The sequence below is a fragment of the Anaerofustis sp. NSJ-163 genome, assembly GCF_024135845.1.
Classification (GTDB): Bacteria; Bacillota; Clostridia; order Eubacteriales; family Anaerofustaceae; genus Anaerofustis; species Anaerofustis butyriciformans.
The window spans coordinates 126,216-149,101 of record NZ_JAMYJV010000006.1; the positions used below are offsets into that span (position 1 = coordinate 126,216).

Consider the following 22,886-nt stretch of genomic DNA (forward strand, 5'->3'; position numbering starts at 1 on the left):
CTATTCATCACCTTGTCTAAATGATAAACCAATTTCGGCAAGTTTCTTTTTAATTTCATTTAAAGATTTCTTACCTAAGTTTCTTACTTTAGACATATCTTCTTCACTTCTTGAAATTAATTCTTCAACCGTATTTATACTAGTTCTCTTTAAGCAGTTGCTTGAACGAACAGAAAGTTCTAATTCGTCAATTGACATTTCTAAAACTTTTTCTTTTTCGTTTTCTTCTCTTTCAACCATTAAACTAGCATTTGGTAAATTTGCATTCATATCTATAAATAATTGAAGATGGTCATTGATTACTTTTGCTGCAAGTGAAACAGCTTCTTCCGGAGAAATAGTTCCGTCTGTCCAAACTTCAATATTTAATTTATCATAATCAGTAACATTACCAACTCTTGTATTTTCAACAGTAAAGTTTGCTTTCTTTACAGGTGTAAAAATACTATCCACCGGAAGTGTACCTATTGGCATATCTTCCTTTTTGTTTTTTTCGCTTGGAACATATCCTGTACCGCTATCAATAGTGATAGTCATATCAAGTACAGCATCATTCATAAGTGAAGCTATATGCAAATCAGGATTTACAATTTCAACATCGCTATCGCAAATTATATCTCCCGCAGTTACTTCTCCTTCTCCTTCAGCGTGAATATGAACATCCACAGGTCCATCAGAATGTAACTTTACAGATAGTTCTTTTAAATTTAGAATAATTTGCAATACATCTTCTGCTACACCATCAACTGTAGCAAATTCATGTAATACATTTTCAATTTTAATGTTTGTTACAGCAGCACCAGGTAATGATGATAACATAATTCTTCTAAGAGAATTACCGATTGTCATACCATATCCTCTTTCAAGTGGTTCTACAACAAACTTACCATAAGTTCTATCTGCACTAATTTCCGCAATCTCAATATTAGGTTTTTGAAATTCTAACATATATAAAACCTCTCAATTCCTTAAATATAACCAACAATATATCAAAACTATATCTTATCTAGAATATAATTCGACAATTAAAATTTCATTTACAGGAACATCTATTGCTTCACGTTTAGGAAGTTCTTTGATAGTTCCGCTTAATTTTTCAATGTCTACATCTAGCCATTCAGGAACTACACGTGAACCAGTCACTTCAACAATTTCTTTATATCTTGGAGATTTTTTATGTTTTTCTTTAATTTCGATAACATCTCCTGCTTTTGTTAAGTATGATGGAATGTTAACTTGTTTACCGTTAACAAGTACATGTTTATGATCAACGATTTGTCTTGCTTCACGTCTTGTTCTAGCAAATCCCATACGGAAAACGATGTTATCAAGTCTTGATTCTAATAAAGTCATTAGATTTTCACCTGTAGCACCACTCATTTTTTCAGCTTTTTTGTAGTAATTTCTGAATGGTTTTTCTAATACTCCGTAAATGAATTTCGCTTTTTGTTTTTCACGTAATTGAAGACCGTATTCGCTTAAATTACCAGATCTTTTTGCTTGTCTGTTTGACTTTTTATCAATTCCTAAATATACAGGATCTAAATCTAAAGATCTGCATCTTTTAAGAACAGGAACTCTATCTACAGCCATATTAATTTTTTCCTCCTACAAATTTTCAATTCTTTATAATACAAATTTAACTAACCCAAATTAGACTCTTCTACGTTTAGGTGGTCTACAACCATTGTGAGGGATAGGAGTAACGTCTTTAATTGAAATAACGTTTAGTCCAGCAGCTTGAAGTGCTCTGATTGCAGCTTCTCTACCTGAACCAGGTCCCTTTACAAATACATCAACAGTTTTTAAACCATGTTCCATAGCTCTTTTAGCAGCTTCTGTTGCAGCTGATTGAGCAGCATATGGAGTACTTTTTCTTGAACCTTTGAAGCCTAATTCTCCGGCACTTGACCATGCCAAAGCATTACCTGCAACGTCAGTTAAAGTAACAATTGTATTGTTAAAAGTAGAGCGAATATGCGCTTGTCCTTTTTCAATGTTTTTCTTAACTCTCTTTTTTCCTCTTCTAACTACTTTCTTTGCAGCCAATTTTAAATCCTCCTTAATTTGTGAGAATAATAATCTATCTATTTATTTATTTTTTTCTACTTACAGTTTTCTTAGGACCTTTTCTTGTTCTAGCGTTTGTTTTACTTTTTTGACCTCTAACAGGTAATCCTCTACGATGTCTAAGTCCTCTGTAACTACCAATTTCCATTAGTCTTTTTATGTTAAGTGAAACTTCTCTTCTTAAGTCACCTTCAACAGTTACTTCTTCATCAATAAGAGCACGAAGTTTGTTAACTTCATCTTCTGTTAAATCTTTAACTCTTGTATCAGGATTGATTCCTGCTTTTGCCAAAAGATTATTAGAAGTAGCTTGACCAATTCCGTAGATATAAGTTAAACCTATTTCTACTCTTTTATCTTTAGGTAAATCCACGCCGGCTATTCTCGCCATCAATCGCACCTCCGTATGATTTTTTAAGTTTAATGTTTAACTATTATTTTCTAAAAATTTATATATATAAAAGATTTTGTCAGATAAATTCCAGCCGCGACAAAATACTTTATACCAAATTAATTAACCTTGTTTTTGTTTGTGTTTAGGATTTTCACAAATAACCATTACTTTGCCTTTACGTTTAATAACTTTGCATTTTTCGCAAATAGGCTTAACACTAGGTCTTACTTTCATTATTTTTTCCTCCTACTATATAGTAATTTTATTTACCTTTTTCTCTCCAAATGATTCTACCTTTTGTTAAATCATATGGGGAAATTTCTAAAATTACTTTATCTCCCGGTAATATTTTAATGTAGTTCATTCTTAATTTTCCAGATATATGTGCTGTAATTTCGTGTCCGTTATCCAACTTTACTTTAAAAGTAGTATTAGGCATTGCTTCAACAACAATTCCTTCTGCTTCCACATAATCACTTTTACTCACTTAAAACACATCCTCCTACAATTCTTCTTTAATTCTCTCAATTTCTTTTCTAATAAGTGCATTGGGAATTTTTTCATTACATTTTATTTTATCACAAATTAATGTACTTTTTACATTTATTTTGGAAATATGTTTAATTTTTTTTAGTTTCGGCTTTTCTATTTTTCTTGATTTTCCATCAGCAAGAAAAACCATTTTATCATCCAAAACACCAACCACAATTAGAAAACTTGCTTTATCTCTTCCGGCTTTTGATAACACCAAATCGCCTATTTCATATTTCATATTTCACCTTATAATAAAGTTAAAATTATGGGTTCACCATCCGTAACAGCTACGGAATGCTCATAATGGGCAGAAAGTTTACCATCATCGGTAACAACTGTCCAACCATTATCCAAAACATGAACATCGTATGTTCCTTGATTAACCATTGGTTCAATGGCTATAGTCATACCTTTTTGAAGTCTTGGACCTTTTCTCATTCCAACATAATTTGGAACTGAAGGATCTTCATGCATGTTTTGTCCAACTCCATGACCTGTATAATCTCTGACCAAACTAAAACCATAACTTTCAGCGTAATCTTGAATAGCTCTTGATACATCACTTATTCTGTATCCTTCTTTTACGAATTTCAAACCTTCATAAAAGCTTTGTCTTGTTACTTCTACAAGTTTTTTTGCCTCTTCAGACACATTGCCTACCATAAAAGTTTTCGCTTGATCTCCAACATAACCTTCATAAGTCGCTCCGATATCAACACTAACTATATCTCCATCTTTAATGATAACATCTTTGCTTGGAATTCCATGTACAACTTCATTATTAACTGATGCACATATATTTCTTGGATAATCCATATAGCCTTTGAATGTTGGTATAGCATTATTAGATAAGATAACATCTTCAACTATCTTATCTAATTCAAGAGTGCTCATACCAGGTTTAATATATTTTTTTACAGCTTCATGAGCCTTTGCTGTTATCTTTCCGGCTTTTTTCATAAGCTCTATTTCATGATTTGATTTTAATATAATCATTATTTACACTCATCAAGAATTTTTGAAATATCTTCAAATACTTCTTCAACTGTTCTTGACCCATTTACTGTTTTTAGTATATTTTGTTTTTTATAATAATCTACTAGAGGTTGTGTCTTTTCTTCATATTCTTTCAATCTTTTTACTACAGTATCTTCTTTATCGTCGTCTCTTTGGTATAATTCTCCACCGCATTTATCGCAAATACCTGCAGTTTTTGGTGGTTGAAATTCTACATGATAAGTTGCACCGCATTTGCACATTCTTCTGCCAGTAATTCTCTTTGTAAGTAGTGAATAATCTGCTTCGATACAAAGGGCCAAATCTAATTTTTCACCATTTTTTTCAAGAATTTTATCCAAAGATTCTGCTTGAGAAATTGTTCTTGGGAAACCATCAAGCATATAGCTTCCTTCTATATCATCCCAAGATAATCTATCTTCAACCATTTCAACCGTTACATCATCAGGAACAAGCAAACCTTTATCCATATATTCTTTTGCTTTTTGACCAAGAGGAGTATTTTCACTTAAATTTTTTCTAAAAATATCTCCTGTAGAAATATGAACTAAATTATATTTATCAACAATCTTGCTTGCTTGTGTGCCCTTTCCAGCTCCTGGAGGGCCTAAAAGTATTAATTTCATTTTAATCACCTACTATTTTAAGAAACCTTTGTAGTTTCTCATAATCATTTGTTGTTCTAATTGATTTACAGTTTCAAGAGCAACACCTACAACGATAAGCAAACTTGTACCACCGAATTGTAAACTTAAATCCATTACATTACCTACGATAATAGGAAGTACAGCTATAACAACTAGGAATAAACTTCCGGCAACCATAAGTCTGTTTAATGTTCTTTTTAAATAAACAATCGTAGAATGACCGGGTCTGATACCTGGAATAAATCCACCGTATTGTTTTAAGTTTTTAGCAACATCATCAGGATTAAATGTAACAATAGTGTAAAAATATGTGAAGAATATTATTAACACTATATAAAGTATAGTAGAAGCTGTTCCTCCCCATGCTAAGGCTTTGCTTAGCCATGCTGAAAATCCCCAGTTAGGGAAGAAAGATGCAAGTGTTGATGGGAACATTGTAATTACACTGGCGAAGATAATAGGCATAACCCCTGATTGATTTATCTTTAGAGGAATATGTGTATTTTGTCCACCATACATTTTTCTACCAACAACTCTTTTTGCATATTGAACAGGAATTTTTCTAACTCCTTGATTTATTTCTACAACTCCCGCTACAACTAAAATAGCGAATACTAAGAATAGTATAAGCATTACTGAACTAATCGCACCAGAAGTTACTTGTTCATACAAGTAACCTAAAGCTGATGGAATATTAGCTATAATACCGGCAAAGATAAGAATTGATATACCATTACCGATACCATGTTCAGTTATATTTTCTCCAAGCCACATTAAGAATGTTGTACCAGCTGTTATTGCAAGTGCAACCATAACCATTGCAAGTGCTGAATCACTAGTTAAAATTTCTTTAAAACTAAATGAAATTCCAAGTGCTTGAATTAATGCCAAAACAACAGTCAAATATCTTGTATAAGAAGAGATTTTCTTTCTTCCTTCTTCTCCTTGGTGAGAAAGTCTCTCTAACGCCGGAATAGCTATTGTCAATAATTGCAAAATAATTGATGCATTGATGTAAGGTGTAATTGACATAGCAAAAATAGAAAATGTTCTAAAGTTATTACCAGAGATAATATTTAAAAGTCCGAACATTGAATTGTTATTTACCATTGAGTCTACTGCAGCTGTATCGATAAACGGAACGGTTATAAAACCGCCAAGTCTAAAGATACAAAGCATAGCAAGTGTAAATAAAATTCTTTTTCTTAATTCTGGGATATTCCAGGCATTTTTGATAGTTGTAAGCATTCTATTATACCTCTACTTTCCCGCCTGCTGCTTCTATTTTTTCTTTAGCTGATTTACTTACTTTATCAACTTTAACAGTTAAAGGAACAGTAATTTCTCCGTTTCCTAAAACTTTAACATATTCATATTTATTTTTAACCATACCTAGTTCTTTTAAAAGATCATTAGTTACAACGCTGTCTTTTTCAATTTCATTTAATCTGTCAAGATTAACAACAGCAAATTCTTTTTTGAAAGGATAGTTAGAGAAACCTCTTTTAGGAACTCTTCTTGTTAGTGGCATTTGACCACCTTCAAATCCAGGTCTTACTCCGCCGCCTGAACGTGATTTTTGTCCGTCTTGACCTCTACCTGCAGTTTTACCTCTGCCTGTAGCTGTACCTCTACCTTTTCTAATAGTCTTTCTTGTTGAACCTTCAGCAGGTTTTAGCTCGTGTAATCTCATTATTGCTAACCCCCTATTATATTTCTTCAACGTCTAACATGAAGTCCATTTTTTGACAAATACCTCTCATTTGAGGATTATCTTGTTTTACAACGCTTTGACCGATTTTTCTTAGTCCTAAAGCTTCAATACTTCTTCTTTGTTTTTCATTTCTACCTATTAAGCTTTTCTTAAGCGTAATCTTTAATTGTTTTTCTCCAGCCAATTCTCTCACGCTCCTTATCCTAAGATTTCTTCTACAGTCTTACCTCTTTTTTTAGCAACTTCTTCAACTGTTACTAAACCAGATAAACCTGCTAATGTGGCTTTTACCATGTTGCTTGCATTGTTTGAACCTAAAGATTTAATTCTGATATCTTTGATTCCAGCAAGTTCGATTACTGCACGGGCAGGACCACCAGCGATAACTCCTGTACCTTTAGCAGCCGGTTTCATTAACACTTTTCCGGCACCAAATCTTCCGATTGTTTCGTGAGGAATTGTTGTGCCTGATAAAGAAACTTCAATCATGTTCTTTTTAGCATCAGCAATACCTTTTCTGATTGCTTCAGGAATTTCAATGGCTTTACCAAGGCCTACACCTACGTGGCCGTTTTCATCGCCTACTACTACAAGAGTACTAAAACGGAAATTTCTACCACCTTTAACAACTTTTGTTACTCTGTTTATGGCAACAACTTTATCTTTTAAATCTAATTCTTCAGGATTAAAATTTTTATTCATTCTTCCCTTTAGCCTCCTTAAAATTCAAGTCCAGCTTCTCTTGCACCTTCAGCTAGAGCTTTTACTCTACCTTCATATACATATCCGCCTCTATCGAAAACGCATTCGCTAATGTTATTTTCTTTAGCATTTTTAGCGATTTCTTTACCAACCAATGTTGCACTTTCAAGTTTTGGTAACTTAGCGCATTCTTCTTTGATTGTAGCATCTAAGCTTGAAGCAGCTGCAAGAGTTACTCCGTTTACATCGTCAATAAGCTGAGCATAAATTTGCTTATTGCTTCTAAAAACATTTAGTCTTGGTCTTTCAGGAGTGCCGCTAATCTTATTTCTTACTCTAAGATGTCTTTTCTTTCTGATTTCATTTTTATTAACTTTTGATATCATCTATTCGCCCTCCTATTTACCTGATTTTCCTTCTTTAATTCTTACTCTTTCGTCAGCATATCTAACACCTTTACCTTTGTATGGTTCAGGACTTCTTTTAGCTCTGATATTAGCAGCATGTGCGCCAACGAATTGTTTATCAATACCTTTAACGATAACTGTGTTTTGTCCTTCAACAACAGTTTCGATGCCTTCTGGATCTTCCATTTCTACTGGATGAGAATATCCAAGGCTAAGTACTAATGTTTTACCTTGTTTTTGTGCTCTGTAACCAACACCAACAATTTCAAGTTTCTTTTCAAAACCATTAGTAACACCAATTACCATGTTTTGAATTAAAGCTCTTGATAAACCATGAAGTGAACGATGTCTTTTGTCGTCACTAGGTCTTTTTACTTCTAAAACATTATCATTAATTTCAATAATGATATCTTTATCTATAGCTTGTGTTAATTCACCTTTTGGGCCTTTTACTGTAACTACGTTATTTTCGTCAACTTTTACATCAACTCCAGCTGGTAAATTAACAGGTGCATTTCCTACTCTAGACATAATCTATTTCTTCCTCCTATTTTTTCTACCATACGTAGCATATTACTTCGCCGCCAACGTTATTTTTTCTAGCTAATTTATCTGTCATAACGCCTTTTGAAGTTGATATAATTGCTACCCCTAAACCATTTAAAACTTTTGGTAAGTCTTCATTTGAAGCATAAATTCTAAGACCTGGTTTAGAAATTCTCTTTAAGCCTGCGATTACTTTTTCACCGTTTTGACCGTATTTCAAAGTAATTTTAAGCATGCCTTGTTTATTATCTTCTATAAAATCTACTTTCTTTATATAACCTTCTTCTAATAAAATGTTTGCGATAGCTTTTTTAATATTAGAAGCTGGAACCATTACATCTTTGTGTCCTGCGTTATTTGCGTTTCTAATTCTAGTTAGCATATCCGCAATTGGATCTGTCATAGACATATTAGAAAACCTCCTTAATTACTTTCTTTAAAATTATTTCTACCAACTTGCTTTCTTTACGCCAGGGATTTCACCTTTGTAAGCAAGTTCTCTAAAACATATTCTACAAATACCATATTTTCTTAGGTAAGCATGAGGTCTTCCGCATATTTTACATCTTGTATATGCTCTTGTTGAATACTTTGGTGTTCTTTTTTGCTTTTCTACCATTGCTTTTTTAGCCATATCTTATCCTCCTATGCTTCTTTGAAAGGCATACCCATTAATTTAAGTAATTCATAGCCTTCTTCATCTGTATTTGCTGAAGAAACGAATGCGATATCCATTCCTCTTAATTTTTCAATTTTATCATAATCAATTTCAGGGAAGATAAGTTGTTCTTTAATACCTAAAGAATAATTTCCTCTTCCGTCAAAACTCTTTGGATTTACACCTCTGAAGTCTCTGATTCTTGGAATAGCAACATTTAGAAGTCTATCAGCGAATTCATACATTCTTTCACCTCTAAGTGTTACTTTCGCACCGATTGTCATACCTTCTCTTAATTTGAAGTTTGATACTGATTTTTTTGCTTTAATCATAACTGGTTTTTGTCCAGAAATTAAAGCAAGTTCGTTTGCAGCTGCTTCCATTTGTTTAGAGTTGTCTTTACAATCCCCAAATCTCATGTTAATAACGATTTTTTCAAGTCTTGGTACTTGCATTACGTTTGTATAGCCGAACTTTTCAGTAAGTGCATTTATAACTTCAGCTTTGTATTTTTCTCTTAATCTACTCATTAATTACTGCCCCCTACTATTTAAAAGTTGCATTGCATTTTTTGCAGTATCTTTCTTTTTTGCCGTCGTTAACTTTTACACCTGTTCTAACACCTTTTTTGCAAGTGTCACAGTATAATAAAACGTTTGAAGCATCAATAGGACATGCTTCTTCGACAATACCTGCTTGTTGCATTTGATTTGTTGCTTTTAAATGTTTTTTTCTTACATTTACATTTTCAACTATTACTCTGTTTTCTTTTGGAAAGCTTTTTATAACTTTGCCAATAGTTCCTTTATCTTTACCAGAAATAACAATTACTTTATCATCTTTCTTTACATGCATTATAAAAGCCTCCTTATAGTACTTCCGGAGCTAGTGAAACGATTTTCATAAATTTCTTACTTCTAAGTTCTCTAGCAACAGGTCCGAAAATACGTGTTCCTCTTGGTTGATTATCTTCTTTTAATATAACAGCAGCGTTTTGATCAAATTTGATATAAGTACCGTCTGGTCTTCTAACACCGCTTACTGTTCTAACGATAACAGCTTTTACAACATCACCTTTTTTTACCATTCCGCCTGGAGCAGCACTTTTAACACTTGCTACGATAACATCACCGATGTTAGCAGTTTTCTTTTTGCTTCCTCCAAGAACTCTGATACATAATAGTTCTTTTGCACCACTGTTATCAGCTACTTTTAATCTACTTTCTTGTTGTATCATTCTTTAAACCTCCTTAAAACGCCGAAAGGCTATTTAACCTTTTCTACGATTTCAACTAATCTATGACGTTTTGATTTGCTAAGTGGTCTTGTTTCCATAATTTTAACAATATCGCCAACATCACACATGTTTTGTTCATCATGAGCCATAAACTTAGTTGTTTTCTTTACACGCTTTTTATATAATGGATGGTTTACCATTGTTTCAATAGCAACAACGATGCTTTTATCACCTTTGTTTGAAACAACCTTACCAATTCTTACTTTTCTATTTCCTCTTTCCATATTATCCTACCTAAAAATTACTAAGCGTTAGCTTGTAATTCCCTTTCTCTAAGCACAGTTTTCACTCTAGCGTAGTCTTTCTTAACTTCCTTAATTTTTAAAGGATTATCAAGTTGTCCTGTTGCATGTTGAAAACGTAGATTGAATAATTCTTCTTTTAAAGAGATAAGTTGATTATTTAATTCTTGTTCACTCATATTTCTAATATCTTGCGCTTTCATTATGCTTCACCACCTACTAATTTTTCTTGTTCTGCTCTAGTGATAAATTTTGTCTTGATTGGTAGTTTATGTTGAGCAAGTCTCATAGCTTCTCTTGCTGTTTCTTCATTTACACCAGCAAGTTCAAACATAACTCTACCTGGTTTTACAACCGCTACCCAATATTCTGGAGCACCTTTACCTTTACCCATACGAGTTTCGGCTGGTTTCTTTGTTACAGACTTATCTGGGAAAATTTTAATCCAAACTTGTCCGCCTCTTTTGATATATCTTGTCATGGCGATACGGGCTGCTTCAATTTGATTTGAAGTAATCCAAGCTGGTTCTAATGCTTGAATAGCGTATTCACCGTAAGTTATTTTATTACCTCTCGTAGCTTTTCCTTTCATTCTGCCACGATGTACTTTTCTATGTTTTACTCTTTTAGGCATTAACATAACTGTTATTTATCCTCCTTAATTGAAATACTGATTATTCACCTTTAGTTGGAAGAACTTCGCCTTTGTTTATCCAAACTTTTACACCGAGTTTACCGTATGTTGTATCTGCTTCCGCAAAACCATAGTCGATGTCGGCTCTTAATGTTTGAAGTGGCACGTTTCCATCACTATATTGTTCAGTTCTAGCCATTTCAGCACCGTTTAATCTTCCTGAAACGCTTGTTTTAATACCTTCAGCGCCACCTCTTAAGGCTCTGCCGATAGCTTGTTTCATAGCTCTTCTGAAAGAAATTCTTCTTTCAAGTTGTGCTGCTATGTTTTCAGCAACTAATTGAGCGTCACAGTCAACATTTTTTACTTCGATAATGTTGATATAAACATTTTTGCCTGTCATTTTTTGAAGTTGTTTTCTTACAGCTTCAATACCTGAACCGGCTTTACCAATAATCTTTCCAGGTTTACCTGTATAGATAAAGATTTTAATTTTTTCACCGAATCTTTCGATTTCGATTCTTGAAATACCTGTATTGTATTGTGTTGTTTTAATATATTTTCTAATATTGTAATCTTCTACTAATAAGTCTCCAAAGTCTTTATCTTTAGCATACCATCTTGAAGACCAATCTTTGATTACGCCAACTCTTAAACCATGTGGATTTACTTTTTGACCCATTTAGATTTTCTCCTCCTTATGCTCTTTCTTTAAGAACTACACTAATGTGTGAGCTTCTTTTTAATATCATAGACGCTCTACCTTGAGAACCAGCTCTAAATCTTTTTAGTGTAGGTCCTTGATTAGCACTAATTTCAGAGATATATAGCTTTGTAACGTCCATATCATGATTATTTTCAGCATTTGCTGCTGCTGATTTTACTACTTTTTCGATTTCTCTTGCAGGTTTGTTACCTGTAAGTTTTAAAATATTAATAGCTTCGCCTAAATCTTTACCTCTTACTAAAGAAGCAACTCTTTTTACCTTAATAGGTGAAACTCTTAAATATTTTGCAGTTGCTTTTGCTTCCATTTACTTTTCCTCCTATTAAGCCTTATTTTTTAACTCCAGTTTTCTTTTCGCCTGCATGGCCTCTGAATGTTCTTGTTGGTGCAAATTCACCAAATTTATGTCCTACCATATCTTCAACAACAAAGATTGGAACATGTTTTCTACCGTCATGAACTGCTACGGTATGTCCTACCATTTGAGGGAAGATTGTACAATCACGAGACCAAGTTTTTACTACTTGTTTATCGCCGCTTTCATTCATTGCTTCTATTCTTTTTAGAAGTCTTTCATCCACGTAAGGGCCTTTTTTAGTTGATCTACTCATCTCCTACCTCCTATTTACCGTTTCTTCTTCTTACAATGTATTTATCAGAATGTTTATTTTTCTTACGAGTTTTATAACCAAGTGTTGGTTTACCCCAAGGAGTAACAGGACCACTTCTACCGATTGGAGCTTTACCTTCCCCACCACCGTGTGGATGGTCGTTAGGGTTCATAACAGAACCTCTTACTGTTGGTCTAATACCCATATGTCTTTTTCTACCAGCTTTACCGATAGTAATAATTTCATGTTCAAGATTTCCTACTTGACCGATTGTAGCTCTGCATTCTTTTCTTACAAGTCTCATTTCGCCAGAAGGAAGTCTTAATGTTGCATAGTTACCTTCTTTAGCCATTAATTGAACATAAGTTCCGGCACTTCTTGCCATTTGAGCACCTTTTCCTGCTTTAAGTTCAATATTGTGAAGAATTGTACCAACAGGAATATCTTCAAGATTTAATGCATTACCTACTTTAATATCAGCATCTTTACCTGACATTACTGTATCGCCAACTTTTAAGTTGTTAGGAGCGATAATATATCTTTTTTCGCCGTCAGCGTAGAATAATAATGCAATGTTTGCACTTCTGTTTGGATCGTATTCGATAGCATTTACTTTTGCTGGAATACCATCTTTATTTCTTTTAAAATCAATGATTCTATATTTTTGTTTAGCACCGCCACCATGATGTCTAACAGTGATTCTACCGTTGTTGTTTCTTCCGGCAGTTTTTGTTTTCTTAGAAACAAGTCTCTTTTCTGGAGAAGTCTTTGTGATTTCTTCAAAAGTAGAAACTGTCATACCTCTAAGACCTGGTGAGGTTGGTTTATATTTTTTAATACCCATCAGTAATAGCCTCCTTAGATATTTTCAAAGAACTTAATTTCTTTACTAGCTTCTGTTAAAGTAACAATAGCTTTTTTCCAATTAGCTCTTCTACCTTGTGTTCTACCCATTCTTTTAACTTTTCCGTTCATGTTCATAACATTAACTTGTTTAACATCAACATCGAAAATTGCTTCTACAGCATCTTTAATTTGATACTTGTTTGCATTTTTCATAACTTTGAATGTGTATTTTTTGTTTGCTGCATCAATCATACTTTGTTCTGTAACGATTGGTTTAATAATAATATCATGAGGATTCATTATTTATATACCTCCTCTATTTTGTTTAATGCATCTTTAGTTAAAACTAAATTGTTGTATTTTAACATTTCATATGCGTTTAATGTTCCAACTGTTGAACATTTAGCATCTTTAATGTTTCTTACTGAATTAACAACATTTACGTCATTTTCATCAATAACAACTAAAGTTTTGTCAATGTTTAAGTTTTTGAACATATCAACAACTACTTTAGTTTTTGGAGCTTCAAGCTTAAGTTCATCAATGATGAATAATTCTTTATCGCTTGCTTTAGCTGAGAATACAGATTTCATAGCTAATCTTCTCATTTTTTTGTTAATGCTTTGAGAATAATCTCTTGGTTTTGGAGCAAATGCTACCCCACCACCAGTCCAAACTGGGTTTCTTGAAGAACCAACTCTAGCTCTACCTGTACCTTTTTGTCTCCATGGTTTTCTTCCGCCTCCACGCACTTCTGCTCTTGTTTTAGCACTTTGAGTACCTTGTCTTTGATTAGCAAGGTAAGCTTTAACATATTGATGAACAACTGGCATGTTAGGCTCTATTTCAAAAATTTCAGCGTTTAAGTCAACGCTTCCAACTACTTCGCCTTTTATGTTTAATACATCTGCTTTCATTTCTATCCTCCTTACCTAGTACTCTCTATTTAGAAGCCTTGATACTATCAGTAATTGTTACGATAGAACCATTAGACCCTGGAACAGCACCTTTAACAAGGAGCATGTTATTTTCACTATCAGCTTTAACAACAGTTAAGTTTTGAACTGTTACTTTTTCGCTACCCATATGTCCGGCCATTTTCTTACCCTTCATAACTCTACCAGGGAAAGAAGCTCCACCCATAGCACCAACTACTCTATGAGATTTACTACCGTGCCCCATAGGACCTCTTGATTGACCGTGTCTTTTGATAGCACCTTGGTATCCTTTACCTTTGCTGATACCTGTAATATCAATTTTATCTCCGGCTTCAAATACATCAGCTTTGATTTCATTTCCAACTTCATAACCTGAACAATCTTCAAATCTGAATTCTTGGATTTTTCTTACAGGTTTAACACCTGCTTTTTCAAAGTGACCTTTCAAAGGTTTGTTTACATTTTTTTCGTTAATTTCACCGTAACCAAGCTGTACAGCTTCATAACCGTCCTTTTCGATTGTTTTAACTTGTAATACACAGCAAGGACCAGCTTGTAATACAGTTACTGGAATAACTCTTCCGTCTTCTGCAAAAACTTGAGTCATTCCGACTTTTTTAGCCATAATAGCTTTTTTCATGTTTTTACCTCCATTAGCGGACTACTTTTTGGTAGTCATAATTTTATAACTTGATTTCAATGTCAACACCAGCTGGTAAGTCTAATTTCATTAAAGCTTCAACAGTTTTTGGTGTTGGGTTAAGGATGTCTACAACTCTCTTATGAGTTCTCATTTCAAATTGTTCTCTAGAATCCTTATCTTTATGAACCGCTCTGATGATTGTAACTACTTCCTTTTGTGTTGGAAGTGGAATAGGACCAGATACTTCCGCTCCTGTTCTTTTTGCTGTGTCAACAATTTTAGCTGCTGACTTGTCAATCACTGCGTGATCATAGGCTTTTAGCTTAATTCTGATTTTTTGATTTGCCATACTTTCTTCCTCCTAATTATGATTCGACAGTACGACCATGCTTGATACACTGTTCCGTGTGTTTCACTTGTGAGTTAGACGCACAAAAACACCAAGCATGCCGCCCCATTCTAGATGGTGACATACTCCACGGAAAAACCCGTTCACACGGCAACCTCCCGCTTCAACGCATTTTCTTCTGTCATAGCTTACTAATAATACACTATAAAACCCTATAATGCAAGGCTTTTTTTACATTTTTTTTTATTTTTTTTATAAAAATTTTACGTAAAAAAATTGTAACATTTATCAATAATTTTTACCATATTTTTTATTAATAAACAAAATTTTTTTTAAAAATTTATTTTTTTTATTTTTTTATGTATAATAAAATATGAAATAAAATAAAAATATTATGGAGAAATTACAATGAAATATTTATTTTTAGAATACCCAAAATGTTCTACTTGCAAAAAAGCAAAAAAATGGCTTATTGAAAATGATATTGATTTTACATCAAGACATATAATCGAAAATAACCCTACAAAAGAAGAACTTACAGAGTGGATTAAAGAAAGTAATCTACCAATAAAAAGATTTTTTAATACAAGCGGCATGAAATACAGAGAACTTAACCTAAAGGATAAATTAAAGGAAATGAATGAAGATGAAATGATTTCTCTCTTGTCCACTGACGGCATGCTTGTAAAAAGACCTATAATAATAGGTAAAGATAAAATACTTACAGGATTTAAAGAAAAAGAATGGGAAGAATATATAAAATAAAAAAAGAGTATGCTCCTTTTTTTTATTTATAAACTTCTGCCATCATCTTTACCCCAAGTTTATATCCTTTTATATATGCATCTCTAAGCTCTAAAGGATATAAACTTATCCATCTTTCTATAATTTTATAAAATTCATTTTGCATATCTTCATCCAGCTTTTTTATAAAATTCTCTTCCGTTTTAGTCATCTCTCTAAGTTCTAAAGCATATTCATCCAAAGCAATTTTCATCTCTGCATAAGGATTTATATTGCCCTCATATAAATCTTTCAATATACTACTCATACCAATCCCTCATTTTTATCAATATTATTTTTTTATCATAAAATAATATGAATAAAATTTTATTCTGATTTTATTATATACACGAAAAACATTTAGACAATAATATGAAGCAAACAGGTCACATTTTAGTCACAAAAGTTACATTTGTCTTAAAAAAGTAAAATTTAATATTTTGAATAACATTATAAGTTTATTTCTGCTATAATAAAAATGCAGATTTATAAAACAGGAGTGAAACAATGAGCAAAATTTGGGGACATTTTTATACCATCACAAGACACAAAATTATAGTTTTAAAAACCTGTTTTAAAGCAGGATTATATAAACAAGGTTTGCTTCATGACCTTTCAAAATACAGCTTTATAGAATTTGGACGAGGCGTAAAATACTACCAAGGAGGCAAAAGAAGCCCAATAAACAAAGAAAAAGAAGTTAATGGATATGCTCTTGGCTGGCTTCACCATAAAGGAAGAAATAGACATCATTTTGAATATTGGATAGATTATAAACCTAATCCTCACGAAGGAATAACGGGCGTAAAAATGCCTAAAAGATATGTTGCAGAAATGGTAATTGATAGAATAAGCGCTTCAAAAAATTATTTAAACGGAAATTACAAAGAAGACGAACCTTTAAAATACTGGCTAAAAGGAAAAGACTTCTATATTATTGACGAAGACAGCAAGAAACTTACAGAATATCTTCTTATTATGTTAAGAGATAAAGGTGAAAAAGAACTTCTACATTTTATAAAACATACATTAATGAAAGAAAAAAATAAAGATTATAAGTTTGACGGAGATAAATTAGTATTATAAAAAAAGAGAATATTAATATTCTCTTTTTTATTCCCATTTATCTTTTATTGATTTACTAACCTTTCCCTCAGGCATACCTCTTTTTATTATATCTTTACCATAACTCTCTCTAAGTTTATCCATAACTTTCTCCACTTTTCCCATTTTATCATTTTCAGCATTATTTTCAATTAATGACAGCTGAGATACCGTATTTTCACTTACTCCGGATATACTAACACCAAGCAGTCTTACACTGTTTCCGTTCCATAATTCATCAAACAATAATAAAGCCTGCTTATAAATTGTATCAGTGGAGCTGGTATAAAATGACAAGGTCTTTCTATGTGAAAATACTTTAAAATTACTATATTTTATTGTAACAACAATAACATTTCCTTTTACATTTTTCTCTCTAAGCCTTGAACCTATGCTATCGCATAAAGCAAGAATAATTTTTCTTATTTTTAAAATATCAGAAGTATCTTCACTTAAGGTTGTACTATTTCCAACAGATTTTATTTTTCTTTCAATTTCTACTTTAGAATCATCTATGCCATGAGAATAATTATAAAGCATTATCCCCTGTGAATTTTTAAAGTGAGTAATAAGATACTGCAGGGAACAATTACTAAGTTCACCAATTGTATTTATTCCAAGCTTATTAAGTTTTTCTTTTGTTTTTTTACCGACCATAAATAGATTATCTATACCAAGGGGATATAATTTTTCTTCAAGCTCATCTGGGAAAAGAGTTATTACTTTATCGGGCTTTTCTAAATCCCCTGCCATCTTTGCAAGAAGTTTATTACAGGAAACTCCCACGTTCACACTAAATCCAAGCTCTTTTTTTATTCTTTCTTTTATTTTATATGCAACTTCAACAGGCTGACCAAATAGCTTTATACTCTCGCTCATATCCAAGAATCCTTCATCAATGGAAAACCTCTCTATTTTATCACTATACATTGAAAGAAGTTCAAACATTTTATTTGAATACATCCTATAAATTTTAAAGTCAGGTTTAGCTATTACAAGATTAGGACAAAGCCTCTTTGCTTCAAATAAACTTATTCCCGTTTTTATACCATACCTTTTCGCCTCTTCTGATTTTGCAAGAACAACACCTTTTCTTGCTTCTTCATCGCCACCTATCACAGAAGCAACTTTCCTTAAATCCAAAAATTCCGGATTGATTTTTTTATTATACGCACAGTGCCATGATAAAAACGCAGAATTAACATCAATGTGAAATATAATTTTCTCCATTTTTCTTACTCACCTTTCTTATAATAAAAATATACCACACAAATGGGAATAAAACAAACATTTGTTCATAGATGAAAATATTTTGTTAGTTTTCACTAATAACAATGCTCTTTCCCATTGACTTAAATATTATATTGAATGTATAATCAAAAACGGAACAAACGACATAAAAAAGAAGGGATAAAAAATGACTTTAGACAAACTTGAAATTGGTCAAAAAGCAGTAATAAAAAGTACAGGCGGAGAACCTGCCATAAGAAGAAGACTTTTAGATATAGGACTAATACCTAAAACAGTGGTATTTATCAGAAAAGTAGCCCCTCTTGGAGATCCGATAGAAATAAATCTAAGAGGTTTTGAACTTACTTTAAGAAAAGAAGACGCAAAAAAAATTGAAGTAGAGGTGCTTTAATATGAAAAGAACCTTTGCACTTGTAGGTAATCAAAACTGTGGTAAAACGACATTATTTAATGCCCTTACGGGAAGTAATGCTCATGTTGGAAATTTCCCAGGTGTTACAGTAGACAAAAAAGAAGGTCCAATAAAAGGACATGAAAACATAAACCTTGTAGACCTGCCGGGTATATATTCACTTTCACCTTATACAAGTGAAGAAATAGTTACAAGAGACTTTCTAATGGAAGAAAAACCTGATTTAATAATAAACATCATAGATGCTTCCAATATAGAAAGAAATTTATATCTTACACTTCAACTACTTGAATTAAATATTCCAATGGTTATTGCACTTAGCATGATGGATGAAGTGATAGCCTGCGGAAATAGTATAGATATTGATACAATCTCAAAAAGATTAAATGTAGAATGTATTCCTATACAAGCCGCAAAGAATCAAGGAACAGAAGAACTTATTGCCGTTGCAACGGACTTACTTGAAGAAAATGCGTATAGAGGCAAAATTGATTTTTGTAGCGGATATATTCATAAAGCAATACATTCAATATCTCATATAATAGAAGCAAATGCAGAAGAAAAAAATCTTCCTGTAAGATTTTGTGTTTCAAAAATAGTTGAAGGTGATTCCTTAATGGAAGATAAACTTGAACTTAGCGATGCGGACAAAGATATAATAATGCACATTGTAGACGAAATGGAAAAAGATGTAGGTCTTGACAGAGCCGCTGCAATTGCAGAAATGAGATATGATTTTATAGAAAACCTATGTAGTGACACTGTACATAAAGTCTCTCATACAAAAGAACATATTAAAAGCGTAAAAATAGATAATTTCCTTACAAACAAATACTTTGCAATACCTATTTTTATACTTATTATGGGAGCAATATTTTATCTAACCTTTGGAGTTATCGGCGCATTTTTAAGCGATGCATTTGAACTTTTACTTGAACACATAAAAGTTCTTTTAAACGGAGGACTTACAACACTTCAAATAAACCCAACACTTCGTTCATTAATAATAGACGGAGCATATAACGGAATATCATCTGTATTATCGTTCTTACCTATCATTATAACGTTATTCTTCTTCTTATCATTACTAGAAGACAGCGGATATATGGCAAGAATAGCATTTATCATGGACAAACCTTTAAGAAAAATAGGTTTAAGCGGTAAAAGCTTTGTTCCTATGCTAATAGGTTTTGGATGTTCTGTTCCGGGAATTATGGCAACAAGAACTCTTACAAGTTCAAGAGACAGAAAAATGACGGTGCTTTTAACACCTTTTATGTCATGCAGTGCAAAACTTCCTATATATACTGTATTTGCAGCAGCATTTTTTGGAGATAATCTTCCTCTTGTAATGATTTGTTTTTATCTGCTTGGAATATTAACAGCTGTATTTTCAGGATTTTTATTAAAAAATACAATTTACAAAGGAGAATCAATGCCTTTTGTAATGGAACTTCCTCCATACAGACTTCCATCAATCAAATCTCTTACAAGACTTAGTTATGAAAAAGCAAAAGATTTTGTAACAAGAGCATTTACTATAATATTTGTTGCCAGTGTACTTATATGGTTACTTGAAAACTTTGATTTTAGATTTAATATGGTGGACAACCCATCTTCAAGCATACTTGCTTCAATAGGAAACTATCTTGCAATAATTTTTAAACCTTTAGGTTTTGGAGATTGGAAATTCGTAACTTCACTTATTGCGGGATTTAGTGCAAAAGAGGTCGTTGTAAGCACACTTGCAGTGCTTACGGGAAGTACACTAAATACATTACCTCAAATTTTAAGCACAATGCTTACTCTTCCTGCTGCAATATCGTTTTTAACATTTACGCTTCTTTATATGCCTTGTGCAGCAGCATTTGCAGCAGCAAAAAGAGAAATAGGCTCATTTAAGGGGGCTGTTTTAACTGCTATGTACCAAACGGGAATAGCTTATGTAATTGCGTTAATAGTTTATAATATAGCAAAACTTATTTTATAGAAAACAAGCAATATGCTTGTTTTTTATTTATAAATAAACAAAAAACAAGTATATTATGTTTATTGTTAAAAAAAAAATATTATGATATAATTTATTATCAGTAAATTTTTAATCCCCAAAAGAGGTTTAACATGAAATTTAAAATAAATTCAAAAAGAAAAATTGCATTAATAATATTAATATTTTTATTTATAGCAGGATGTTTTACGCAACTATATTCAACAAATACATATTATAAAATGGATAAGGTAGAATTCTATAATCTGGATGAAGAAGAAATATCCGCAAGATATTATAAAGGTTCTACCAACATGGGTGTATTTATAGCAAATGATTTAAGCGCCAACGCAAAAGACACATGGTTTATGGTTGAAGAATTTGCAAAGCTTGGTTACAGCGTTTATGTTTTTGATTATCCAAGTCAAGGACATTCTGATGGACACATCGAATTTGGATATAAACAAAATGAATACTTGGCAGAACAATATTATTCGGCTATTGTAGCATTTTCGCAAATGGCAAAACTAAATGAAGAAAACATACATATTGTTGCCGTAGGTGAAAGTGCAAGAACAGCTCTTCAAACAGCAACTAAAAGATTTTTCAACCCTAAAGATCTAACATTAATTTCAACTAAAACAAATATACTTGGAAAAATCGATTTAGATGTAATTAACTTTGTAAAAGAAGAAAATGTTACGTTCATGAAAGAACTTAATGCTTCAAACCCCGGAGAAAATATTCACTTAATAACATCAAACTTAAATGATCAATCAAGTGTTAAAGAAAATGAAGCTTTAAAAACAAGACTAGAACAAGGAAAAACAGGAAGTCCAGAAGAAAATGAAGTAACTCTAACAGTTGCACAAAATGTTTTACCAACAAATGAAATTACAAGCAGCAAAATAATAAAAGAAACAGTAAGTTATATAGCTCAAAGAGATGGGTATGAATATACCCCAAGTAAATTCTTAACATTAAAAACAATGTTACCTGCTGTACTTTGCATAATTGCTTTCTTTATAATATTTCTTTCTTATAAAATAACTGCAAAAGATTATTATAAAGAAAAAGGAACAATACCTTTTAACAAGGAATTTGTAATATCAAAACTTTTAGCAGTAATCCCATCCTTAATCATGGTATTCTTGCTACCGGTAGCACTGTACTTTTTATTAAGTCCGATTATGTCAATTCCGTATTACACTTTAGTTAAATTATCATTGTTATCATGCTACGGAATGATAATATTCTATCTTTACTATAGAACAAATTTTGCCTGCGATATAGGAAGTCAGATATTTTATAAAGATCCTAAAAAGAATGTTAAAGGCGGTTTAATTGTTGCTATTGGTATAATTGCAATACTATACCTTCTTTCGGTAGCAGGATGCAATGTTGTTTTCAACATTACATCAATAAAAGTATTTTGGCTAATACTTTCAACAATACTATGTTATTTTATATTCTACATAGAAGAAAGAGAAAAAGAAGTTATGATTGCAACACAAATGCAAAGATTTATAATATCATGTTTTAACTTCCTTATTATTCCTATTGTTGCCATAGTAATGTTAATAATGGGTCAATTTTCGATTGCAATAAGTTTTATGGGACTTGTTTTCCTACTTGTGTTTGTACTTGCAGTTGGAAAACTATTAAAAGCCGTTGATTCACCAACGAGACTAAACGCATTTATACAAGCTTTAATATTAAATGCATTAATACTTGCACAAACAGTTTTATTCTTCTAAAACAAAAAGCCTCTTTATAGAGGCTTTTTTATTTCATATTTTTTTATTCTAATATTTTTTTTAAATCTTTAATAAATTGTTTCTGTTGTTTCTTTAAATATAATTTTACAAAAGGCTTCATAATTTTTTTCTTTACTGTTATATGTTCTGAAAAATCAACCTGAGTCTTATCTTCTTTTGACGTAAAAACGCCAATCCAATGACCTTTTATATTGCTGTTTTCCATATCAAATTCCCATCTTTTATAAGGCTGTAATAAAGTAACTGTAAAAATTGTATAATAACCTTTTTTCGTATATTCAACAAATTGATTTTGACTAACAATTTTTGTTTTACTTAGGTCACTTCGCCATGTATTATATTTACTAACATTTAAAGTCATTTCCCAAACTTTATGTATATCACTATCTATAACATCTTTTATATTAACAGTTATCATTTTTATACATCCTCTCATAACTTAAACTTTCATATACTCATAAAATACTACATTATAATTGTATCAATTTACATATTTTTCTATATATTATTTAAAATATTTTATACTTATTATAGTGTTATATTTTTTATCTTCAAAACCATATTTATTAATATATTTTATTTTTATAAAAAAAGA

39 protein-coding genes are annotated in these 22,886 nt (G+C 31.9%); 5 read left to right on the forward strand and 34 right to left on the reverse strand.

Annotated features, from left to right (window positions below):
* The 31 genes from M6G78_RS09120 to rpsJ form a co-directional block, all read right to left on the reverse strand.
* Nucleotides 1–948, reverse strand: coding sequence for a DNA-directed RNA polymerase subunit alpha (locus M6G78_RS09120; protein ID WP_138268576.1), 948 nt, complete (start codon nucleotides 946–948; stop codon nucleotides 1–3).
* Nucleotides 949–1,002: 54 nt separating this feature from the next.
* Complete coding sequence (gene rpsD, locus M6G78_RS09125; RefSeq protein ID WP_138268577.1) at nucleotides 1,003–1,593, reverse strand: 30S ribosomal protein S4; 591 nt, start codon at nucleotides 1,591–1,593, stop codon at nucleotides 1,003–1,005.
* A 60-nt stretch (nucleotides 1,594–1,653) separates the two neighbouring features.
* Nucleotides 1,654–2,049 (reverse strand): 30S ribosomal protein S11, encoded by a 396-nt coding sequence (gene rpsK / locus M6G78_RS09130; RefSeq protein WP_138268578.1) that lies wholly within the window; start codon nucleotides 2,047–2,049, stop codon nucleotides 1,654–1,656.
* Between the two features lie 46 nt (nucleotides 2,050–2,095).
* Nucleotides 2,096–2,461: a 30S ribosomal protein S13 gene (gene rpsM, locus M6G78_RS09135; RefSeq protein ID WP_138268579.1), complete on the reverse strand. Its 366-nt coding sequence runs from the start codon at nucleotides 2,459–2,461 to the stop codon at nucleotides 2,096–2,098.
* Nucleotides 2,462–2,584: 123 nt separating this feature from the next.
* Nucleotides 2,585–2,698, reverse strand: a complete 114-nt coding sequence (gene rpmJ / locus M6G78_RS09140) for a 50S ribosomal protein L36 (RefSeq protein WP_002509257.1) — start codon at nucleotides 2,696–2,698, stop codon at nucleotides 2,585–2,587.
* Between the two features lie 28 nt (nucleotides 2,699–2,726).
* Entirely contained in the window at nucleotides 2,727–2,951 is a 225-nt protein-coding gene (gene infA / locus M6G78_RS09145; RefSeq protein ID WP_138268580.1) for a translation initiation factor IF-1, read from the reverse strand.
* A 15-nt stretch (nucleotides 2,952–2,966) separates the two neighbouring features.
* On the reverse strand, nucleotides 2,967–3,236 hold the full coding sequence (locus tag M6G78_RS09150; protein WP_138268581.1) for a KOW domain-containing RNA-binding protein: 270 nt from the start codon (nucleotides 3,234–3,236) through the stop codon (nucleotides 2,967–2,969).
* 8 nt (nucleotides 3,237–3,244) lie between these two features.
* Nucleotides 3,245–3,994: a type I methionyl aminopeptidase gene (gene map, locus M6G78_RS09155; protein ID WP_138268582.1), complete on the reverse strand. Its 750-nt coding sequence runs from the start codon at nucleotides 3,992–3,994 to the stop codon at nucleotides 3,245–3,247.
* Nucleotides 3,994–4,641 carry an adenylate kinase gene (locus tag M6G78_RS09160; protein WP_138268583.1) on the reverse strand — a complete coding sequence of 216 codons (648 nt, stop codon included), beginning with the start codon at nucleotides 4,639–4,641 and terminating at the stop codon, nucleotides 3,994–3,996. The genes map and M6G78_RS09160 overlap by 1 nt, the downstream gene beginning before the upstream one ends.
* A 12-nt stretch (nucleotides 4,642–4,653) precedes the next feature.
* A complete protein-coding gene (secY, locus tag M6G78_RS09165) occupies nucleotides 4,654–5,910 on the reverse strand; it encodes a preprotein translocase subunit SecY (protein WP_138268584.1) in 1,257 nt (418 codons plus the stop codon).
* 4 nt (nucleotides 5,911–5,914) lie between these two features.
* On the reverse strand, nucleotides 5,915–6,355 hold the full coding sequence (gene rplO, locus M6G78_RS09170; protein ID WP_138268585.1) for a 50S ribosomal protein L15: 441 nt from the start codon (nucleotides 6,353–6,355) through the stop codon (nucleotides 5,915–5,917).
* A gap of 16 nt (nucleotides 6,356–6,371) precedes the next feature.
* Nucleotides 6,372–6,569 (reverse strand): 50S ribosomal protein L30, encoded by a 198-nt coding sequence (rpmD, locus tag M6G78_RS09175; RefSeq protein ID WP_138268586.1) that lies wholly within the window; start codon nucleotides 6,567–6,569, stop codon nucleotides 6,372–6,374.
* Between the two features lie 5 nt (nucleotides 6,570–6,574).
* Nucleotides 6,575–7,078, reverse strand: a complete 504-nt coding sequence (gene rpsE / locus M6G78_RS09180; RefSeq protein ID WP_138268587.1) for a 30S ribosomal protein S5 — start codon at nucleotides 7,076–7,078, stop codon at nucleotides 6,575–6,577.
* A gap of 17 nt (nucleotides 7,079–7,095) precedes the next feature.
* The gene (gene rplR, locus M6G78_RS09185; RefSeq protein WP_138268588.1) at nucleotides 7,096–7,464 is read right to left on the reverse strand and encodes a 50S ribosomal protein L18; all 369 of its coding nucleotides are present in this window, start codon (nucleotides 7,462–7,464) and stop codon (nucleotides 7,096–7,098) included.
* A gap of 12 nt (nucleotides 7,465–7,476) precedes the next feature.
* Complete coding sequence (gene rplF / locus M6G78_RS09190; RefSeq protein WP_138268589.1) at nucleotides 7,477–8,016, reverse strand: 50S ribosomal protein L6; 540 nt, start codon at nucleotides 8,014–8,016, stop codon at nucleotides 7,477–7,479.
* Nucleotides 8,017–8,041: 25 nt separating this feature from the next.
* Nucleotides 8,042–8,440 (reverse strand): 30S ribosomal protein S8, encoded by a 399-nt coding sequence (rpsH, locus tag M6G78_RS09195; RefSeq protein WP_138268590.1) that lies wholly within the window; start codon nucleotides 8,438–8,440, stop codon nucleotides 8,042–8,044.
* Between the two features lie 39 nt (nucleotides 8,441–8,479).
* The gene (locus M6G78_RS09200; protein ID WP_007050816.1) at nucleotides 8,480–8,665 is read right to left on the reverse strand and encodes a type Z 30S ribosomal protein S14; all 186 of its coding nucleotides are present in this window, start codon (nucleotides 8,663–8,665) and stop codon (nucleotides 8,480–8,482) included.
* An 11-nt stretch (nucleotides 8,666–8,676) separates the two neighbouring features.
* Nucleotides 8,677–9,219 (reverse strand): 50S ribosomal protein L5, encoded by a 543-nt coding sequence (rplE, locus tag M6G78_RS09205; protein ID WP_138268591.1) that lies wholly within the window; start codon nucleotides 9,217–9,219, stop codon nucleotides 8,677–8,679.
* A 16-nt stretch (nucleotides 9,220–9,235) separates the two neighbouring features.
* Nucleotides 9,236–9,544, reverse strand: coding sequence for a 50S ribosomal protein L24 (rplX, locus tag M6G78_RS09210; RefSeq protein ID WP_138268592.1), 309 nt, complete (start codon nucleotides 9,542–9,544; stop codon nucleotides 9,236–9,238).
* A 13-nt stretch (nucleotides 9,545–9,557) separates the two neighbouring features.
* On the reverse strand, nucleotides 9,558–9,926 hold the full coding sequence (gene rplN / locus M6G78_RS09215) for a 50S ribosomal protein L14 (RefSeq protein ID WP_138268593.1): 369 nt from the start codon (nucleotides 9,924–9,926) through the stop codon (nucleotides 9,558–9,560).
* Nucleotides 9,927–9,955: 29 nt separating this feature from the next.
* Nucleotides 9,956–10,210: a 30S ribosomal protein S17 gene (gene rpsQ, locus M6G78_RS09220; protein ID WP_007050812.1), complete on the reverse strand. Its 255-nt coding sequence runs from the start codon at nucleotides 10,208–10,210 to the stop codon at nucleotides 9,956–9,958.
* 20 nt (nucleotides 10,211–10,230) lie between these two features.
* Complete coding sequence (rpmC, locus tag M6G78_RS09225; protein WP_138268594.1) at nucleotides 10,231–10,431, reverse strand: 50S ribosomal protein L29; 201 nt, start codon at nucleotides 10,429–10,431, stop codon at nucleotides 10,231–10,233.
* Nucleotides 10,431–10,868, reverse strand: a complete 438-nt coding sequence (rplP, locus tag M6G78_RS09230; RefSeq protein ID WP_138268595.1) for a 50S ribosomal protein L16 — start codon at nucleotides 10,866–10,868, stop codon at nucleotides 10,431–10,433. The genes rpmC and rplP overlap by 1 nt, the downstream gene beginning before the upstream one ends.
* 34 nt (nucleotides 10,869–10,902) lie before the next feature.
* Nucleotides 10,903–11,544 carry a 30S ribosomal protein S3 gene (gene rpsC, locus M6G78_RS09235; protein ID WP_138268596.1) on the reverse strand — a complete coding sequence of 214 codons (642 nt, stop codon included), beginning with the start codon at nucleotides 11,542–11,544 and terminating at the stop codon, nucleotides 10,903–10,905.
* A 16-nt stretch (nucleotides 11,545–11,560) separates the two neighbouring features.
* Complete coding sequence (rplV, locus tag M6G78_RS09240; protein WP_138268597.1) at nucleotides 11,561–11,896, reverse strand: 50S ribosomal protein L22; 336 nt, start codon at nucleotides 11,894–11,896, stop codon at nucleotides 11,561–11,563.
* A gap of 22 nt (nucleotides 11,897–11,918) precedes the next feature.
* Entirely contained in the window at nucleotides 11,919–12,200 is a 282-nt protein-coding gene (gene rpsS / locus M6G78_RS09245) for a 30S ribosomal protein S19 (RefSeq protein ID WP_138268598.1), read from the reverse strand.
* 10 nt (nucleotides 12,201–12,210) lie between these two features.
* Nucleotides 12,211–13,044, reverse strand: coding sequence for a 50S ribosomal protein L2 (rplB, locus tag M6G78_RS09250; RefSeq protein WP_138268599.1), 834 nt, complete (start codon nucleotides 13,042–13,044; stop codon nucleotides 12,211–12,213).
* 14 nt (nucleotides 13,045–13,058) lie between these two features.
* The gene (gene rplW, locus M6G78_RS09255) at nucleotides 13,059–13,346 is read right to left on the reverse strand and encodes a 50S ribosomal protein L23 (protein WP_207734408.1); all 288 of its coding nucleotides are present in this window, start codon (nucleotides 13,344–13,346) and stop codon (nucleotides 13,059–13,061) included.
* On the reverse strand, nucleotides 13,346–13,963 hold the full coding sequence (gene rplD / locus M6G78_RS09260) for a 50S ribosomal protein L4 (protein WP_138268601.1): 618 nt from the start codon (nucleotides 13,961–13,963) through the stop codon (nucleotides 13,346–13,348). Before rplD ends, rplW begins: the two co-directional genes overlap by 1 nt.
* Before the next feature lie 25 nt (nucleotides 13,964–13,988).
* Nucleotides 13,989–14,624 carry a 50S ribosomal protein L3 gene (rplC, locus tag M6G78_RS09265; RefSeq protein WP_138268602.1) on the reverse strand — a complete coding sequence of 212 codons (636 nt, stop codon included), beginning with the start codon at nucleotides 14,622–14,624 and terminating at the stop codon, nucleotides 13,989–13,991.
* 43 nt (nucleotides 14,625–14,667) lie between these two features.
* Complete coding sequence (rpsJ, locus tag M6G78_RS09270; protein WP_253230217.1) at nucleotides 14,668–14,976, reverse strand: 30S ribosomal protein S10; 309 nt, start codon at nucleotides 14,974–14,976, stop codon at nucleotides 14,668–14,670.
* Between the two features lie 408 nt (nucleotides 14,977–15,384).
* Here rpsJ and M6G78_RS09275 point away from each other — a divergent pair, with 408 nt between their 5' ends.
* Nucleotides 15,385–15,741, forward strand: a complete 357-nt coding sequence (locus M6G78_RS09275) for an arsenate reductase family protein (protein ID WP_138268604.1) — start codon at nucleotides 15,385–15,387, stop codon at nucleotides 15,739–15,741.
* 22 nt (nucleotides 15,742–15,763) lie between these two features.
* Here M6G78_RS09275 and M6G78_RS09280 read toward each other — a convergent pair whose 3' ends face one another.
* Nucleotides 15,764–16,027: a DUF6809 family protein gene (locus tag M6G78_RS09280; RefSeq protein WP_138268605.1), complete on the reverse strand. Its 264-nt coding sequence runs from the start codon at nucleotides 16,025–16,027 to the stop codon at nucleotides 15,764–15,766.
* Nucleotides 16,028–16,266: 239 nt separating this feature from the next.
* Between M6G78_RS09280 and M6G78_RS09285 the strand changes: the two genes are divergently transcribed.
* Complete coding sequence (locus tag M6G78_RS09285) at nucleotides 16,267–16,845, forward strand: DUF5662 family protein (protein ID WP_253230218.1); 579 nt, start codon at nucleotides 16,267–16,269, stop codon at nucleotides 16,843–16,845.
* A gap of 27 nt (nucleotides 16,846–16,872) precedes the next feature.
* Here M6G78_RS09285 and M6G78_RS09290 read toward each other — a convergent pair whose 3' ends face one another.
* A complete protein-coding gene (locus M6G78_RS09290) occupies nucleotides 16,873–18,093 on the reverse strand; it encodes a DNA polymerase IV (RefSeq protein WP_253230219.1) in 1,221 nt (406 codons plus the stop codon).
* A 187-nt stretch (nucleotides 18,094–18,280) separates the two neighbouring features.
* On the opposite strand from M6G78_RS09290, the gene M6G78_RS09295 reads away from it, so the two are divergent.
* The 3 genes from M6G78_RS09295 to M6G78_RS09305 all read left to right on the forward strand — a co-directional run bounded on the left by M6G78_RS09295 (nucleotide 18,281) and on the right by M6G78_RS09305 (nucleotide 22,270).
* Entirely contained in the window at nucleotides 18,281–18,505 is a 225-nt protein-coding gene (locus M6G78_RS09295) for a FeoA family protein (RefSeq protein ID WP_138268608.1), read from the forward strand.
* A 1-nt stretch (nucleotide 18,506) separates the two neighbouring features.
* Nucleotides 18,507–20,516, forward strand: a complete 2,010-nt coding sequence (gene feoB, locus M6G78_RS09300) for a ferrous iron transport protein B (RefSeq protein WP_253230220.1) — start codon at nucleotides 18,507–18,509, stop codon at nucleotides 20,514–20,516.
* A 131-nt stretch (nucleotides 20,517–20,647) separates the two neighbouring features.
* Complete coding sequence (locus M6G78_RS09305; RefSeq protein ID WP_253230221.1) at nucleotides 20,648–22,270, forward strand: hypothetical protein; 1,623 nt, start codon at nucleotides 20,648–20,650, stop codon at nucleotides 22,268–22,270.
* Between the two features lie 43 nt (nucleotides 22,271–22,313).
* On the opposite strand, the gene M6G78_RS09310 is transcribed toward M6G78_RS09305, so the two are convergent.
* Nucleotides 22,314–22,709: an SRPBCC family protein gene (locus M6G78_RS09310; protein WP_138268611.1), complete on the reverse strand. Its 396-nt coding sequence runs from the start codon at nucleotides 22,707–22,709 to the stop codon at nucleotides 22,314–22,316.
* Between the last annotated feature and the right edge of the window lie 177 nt (nucleotides 22,710–22,886).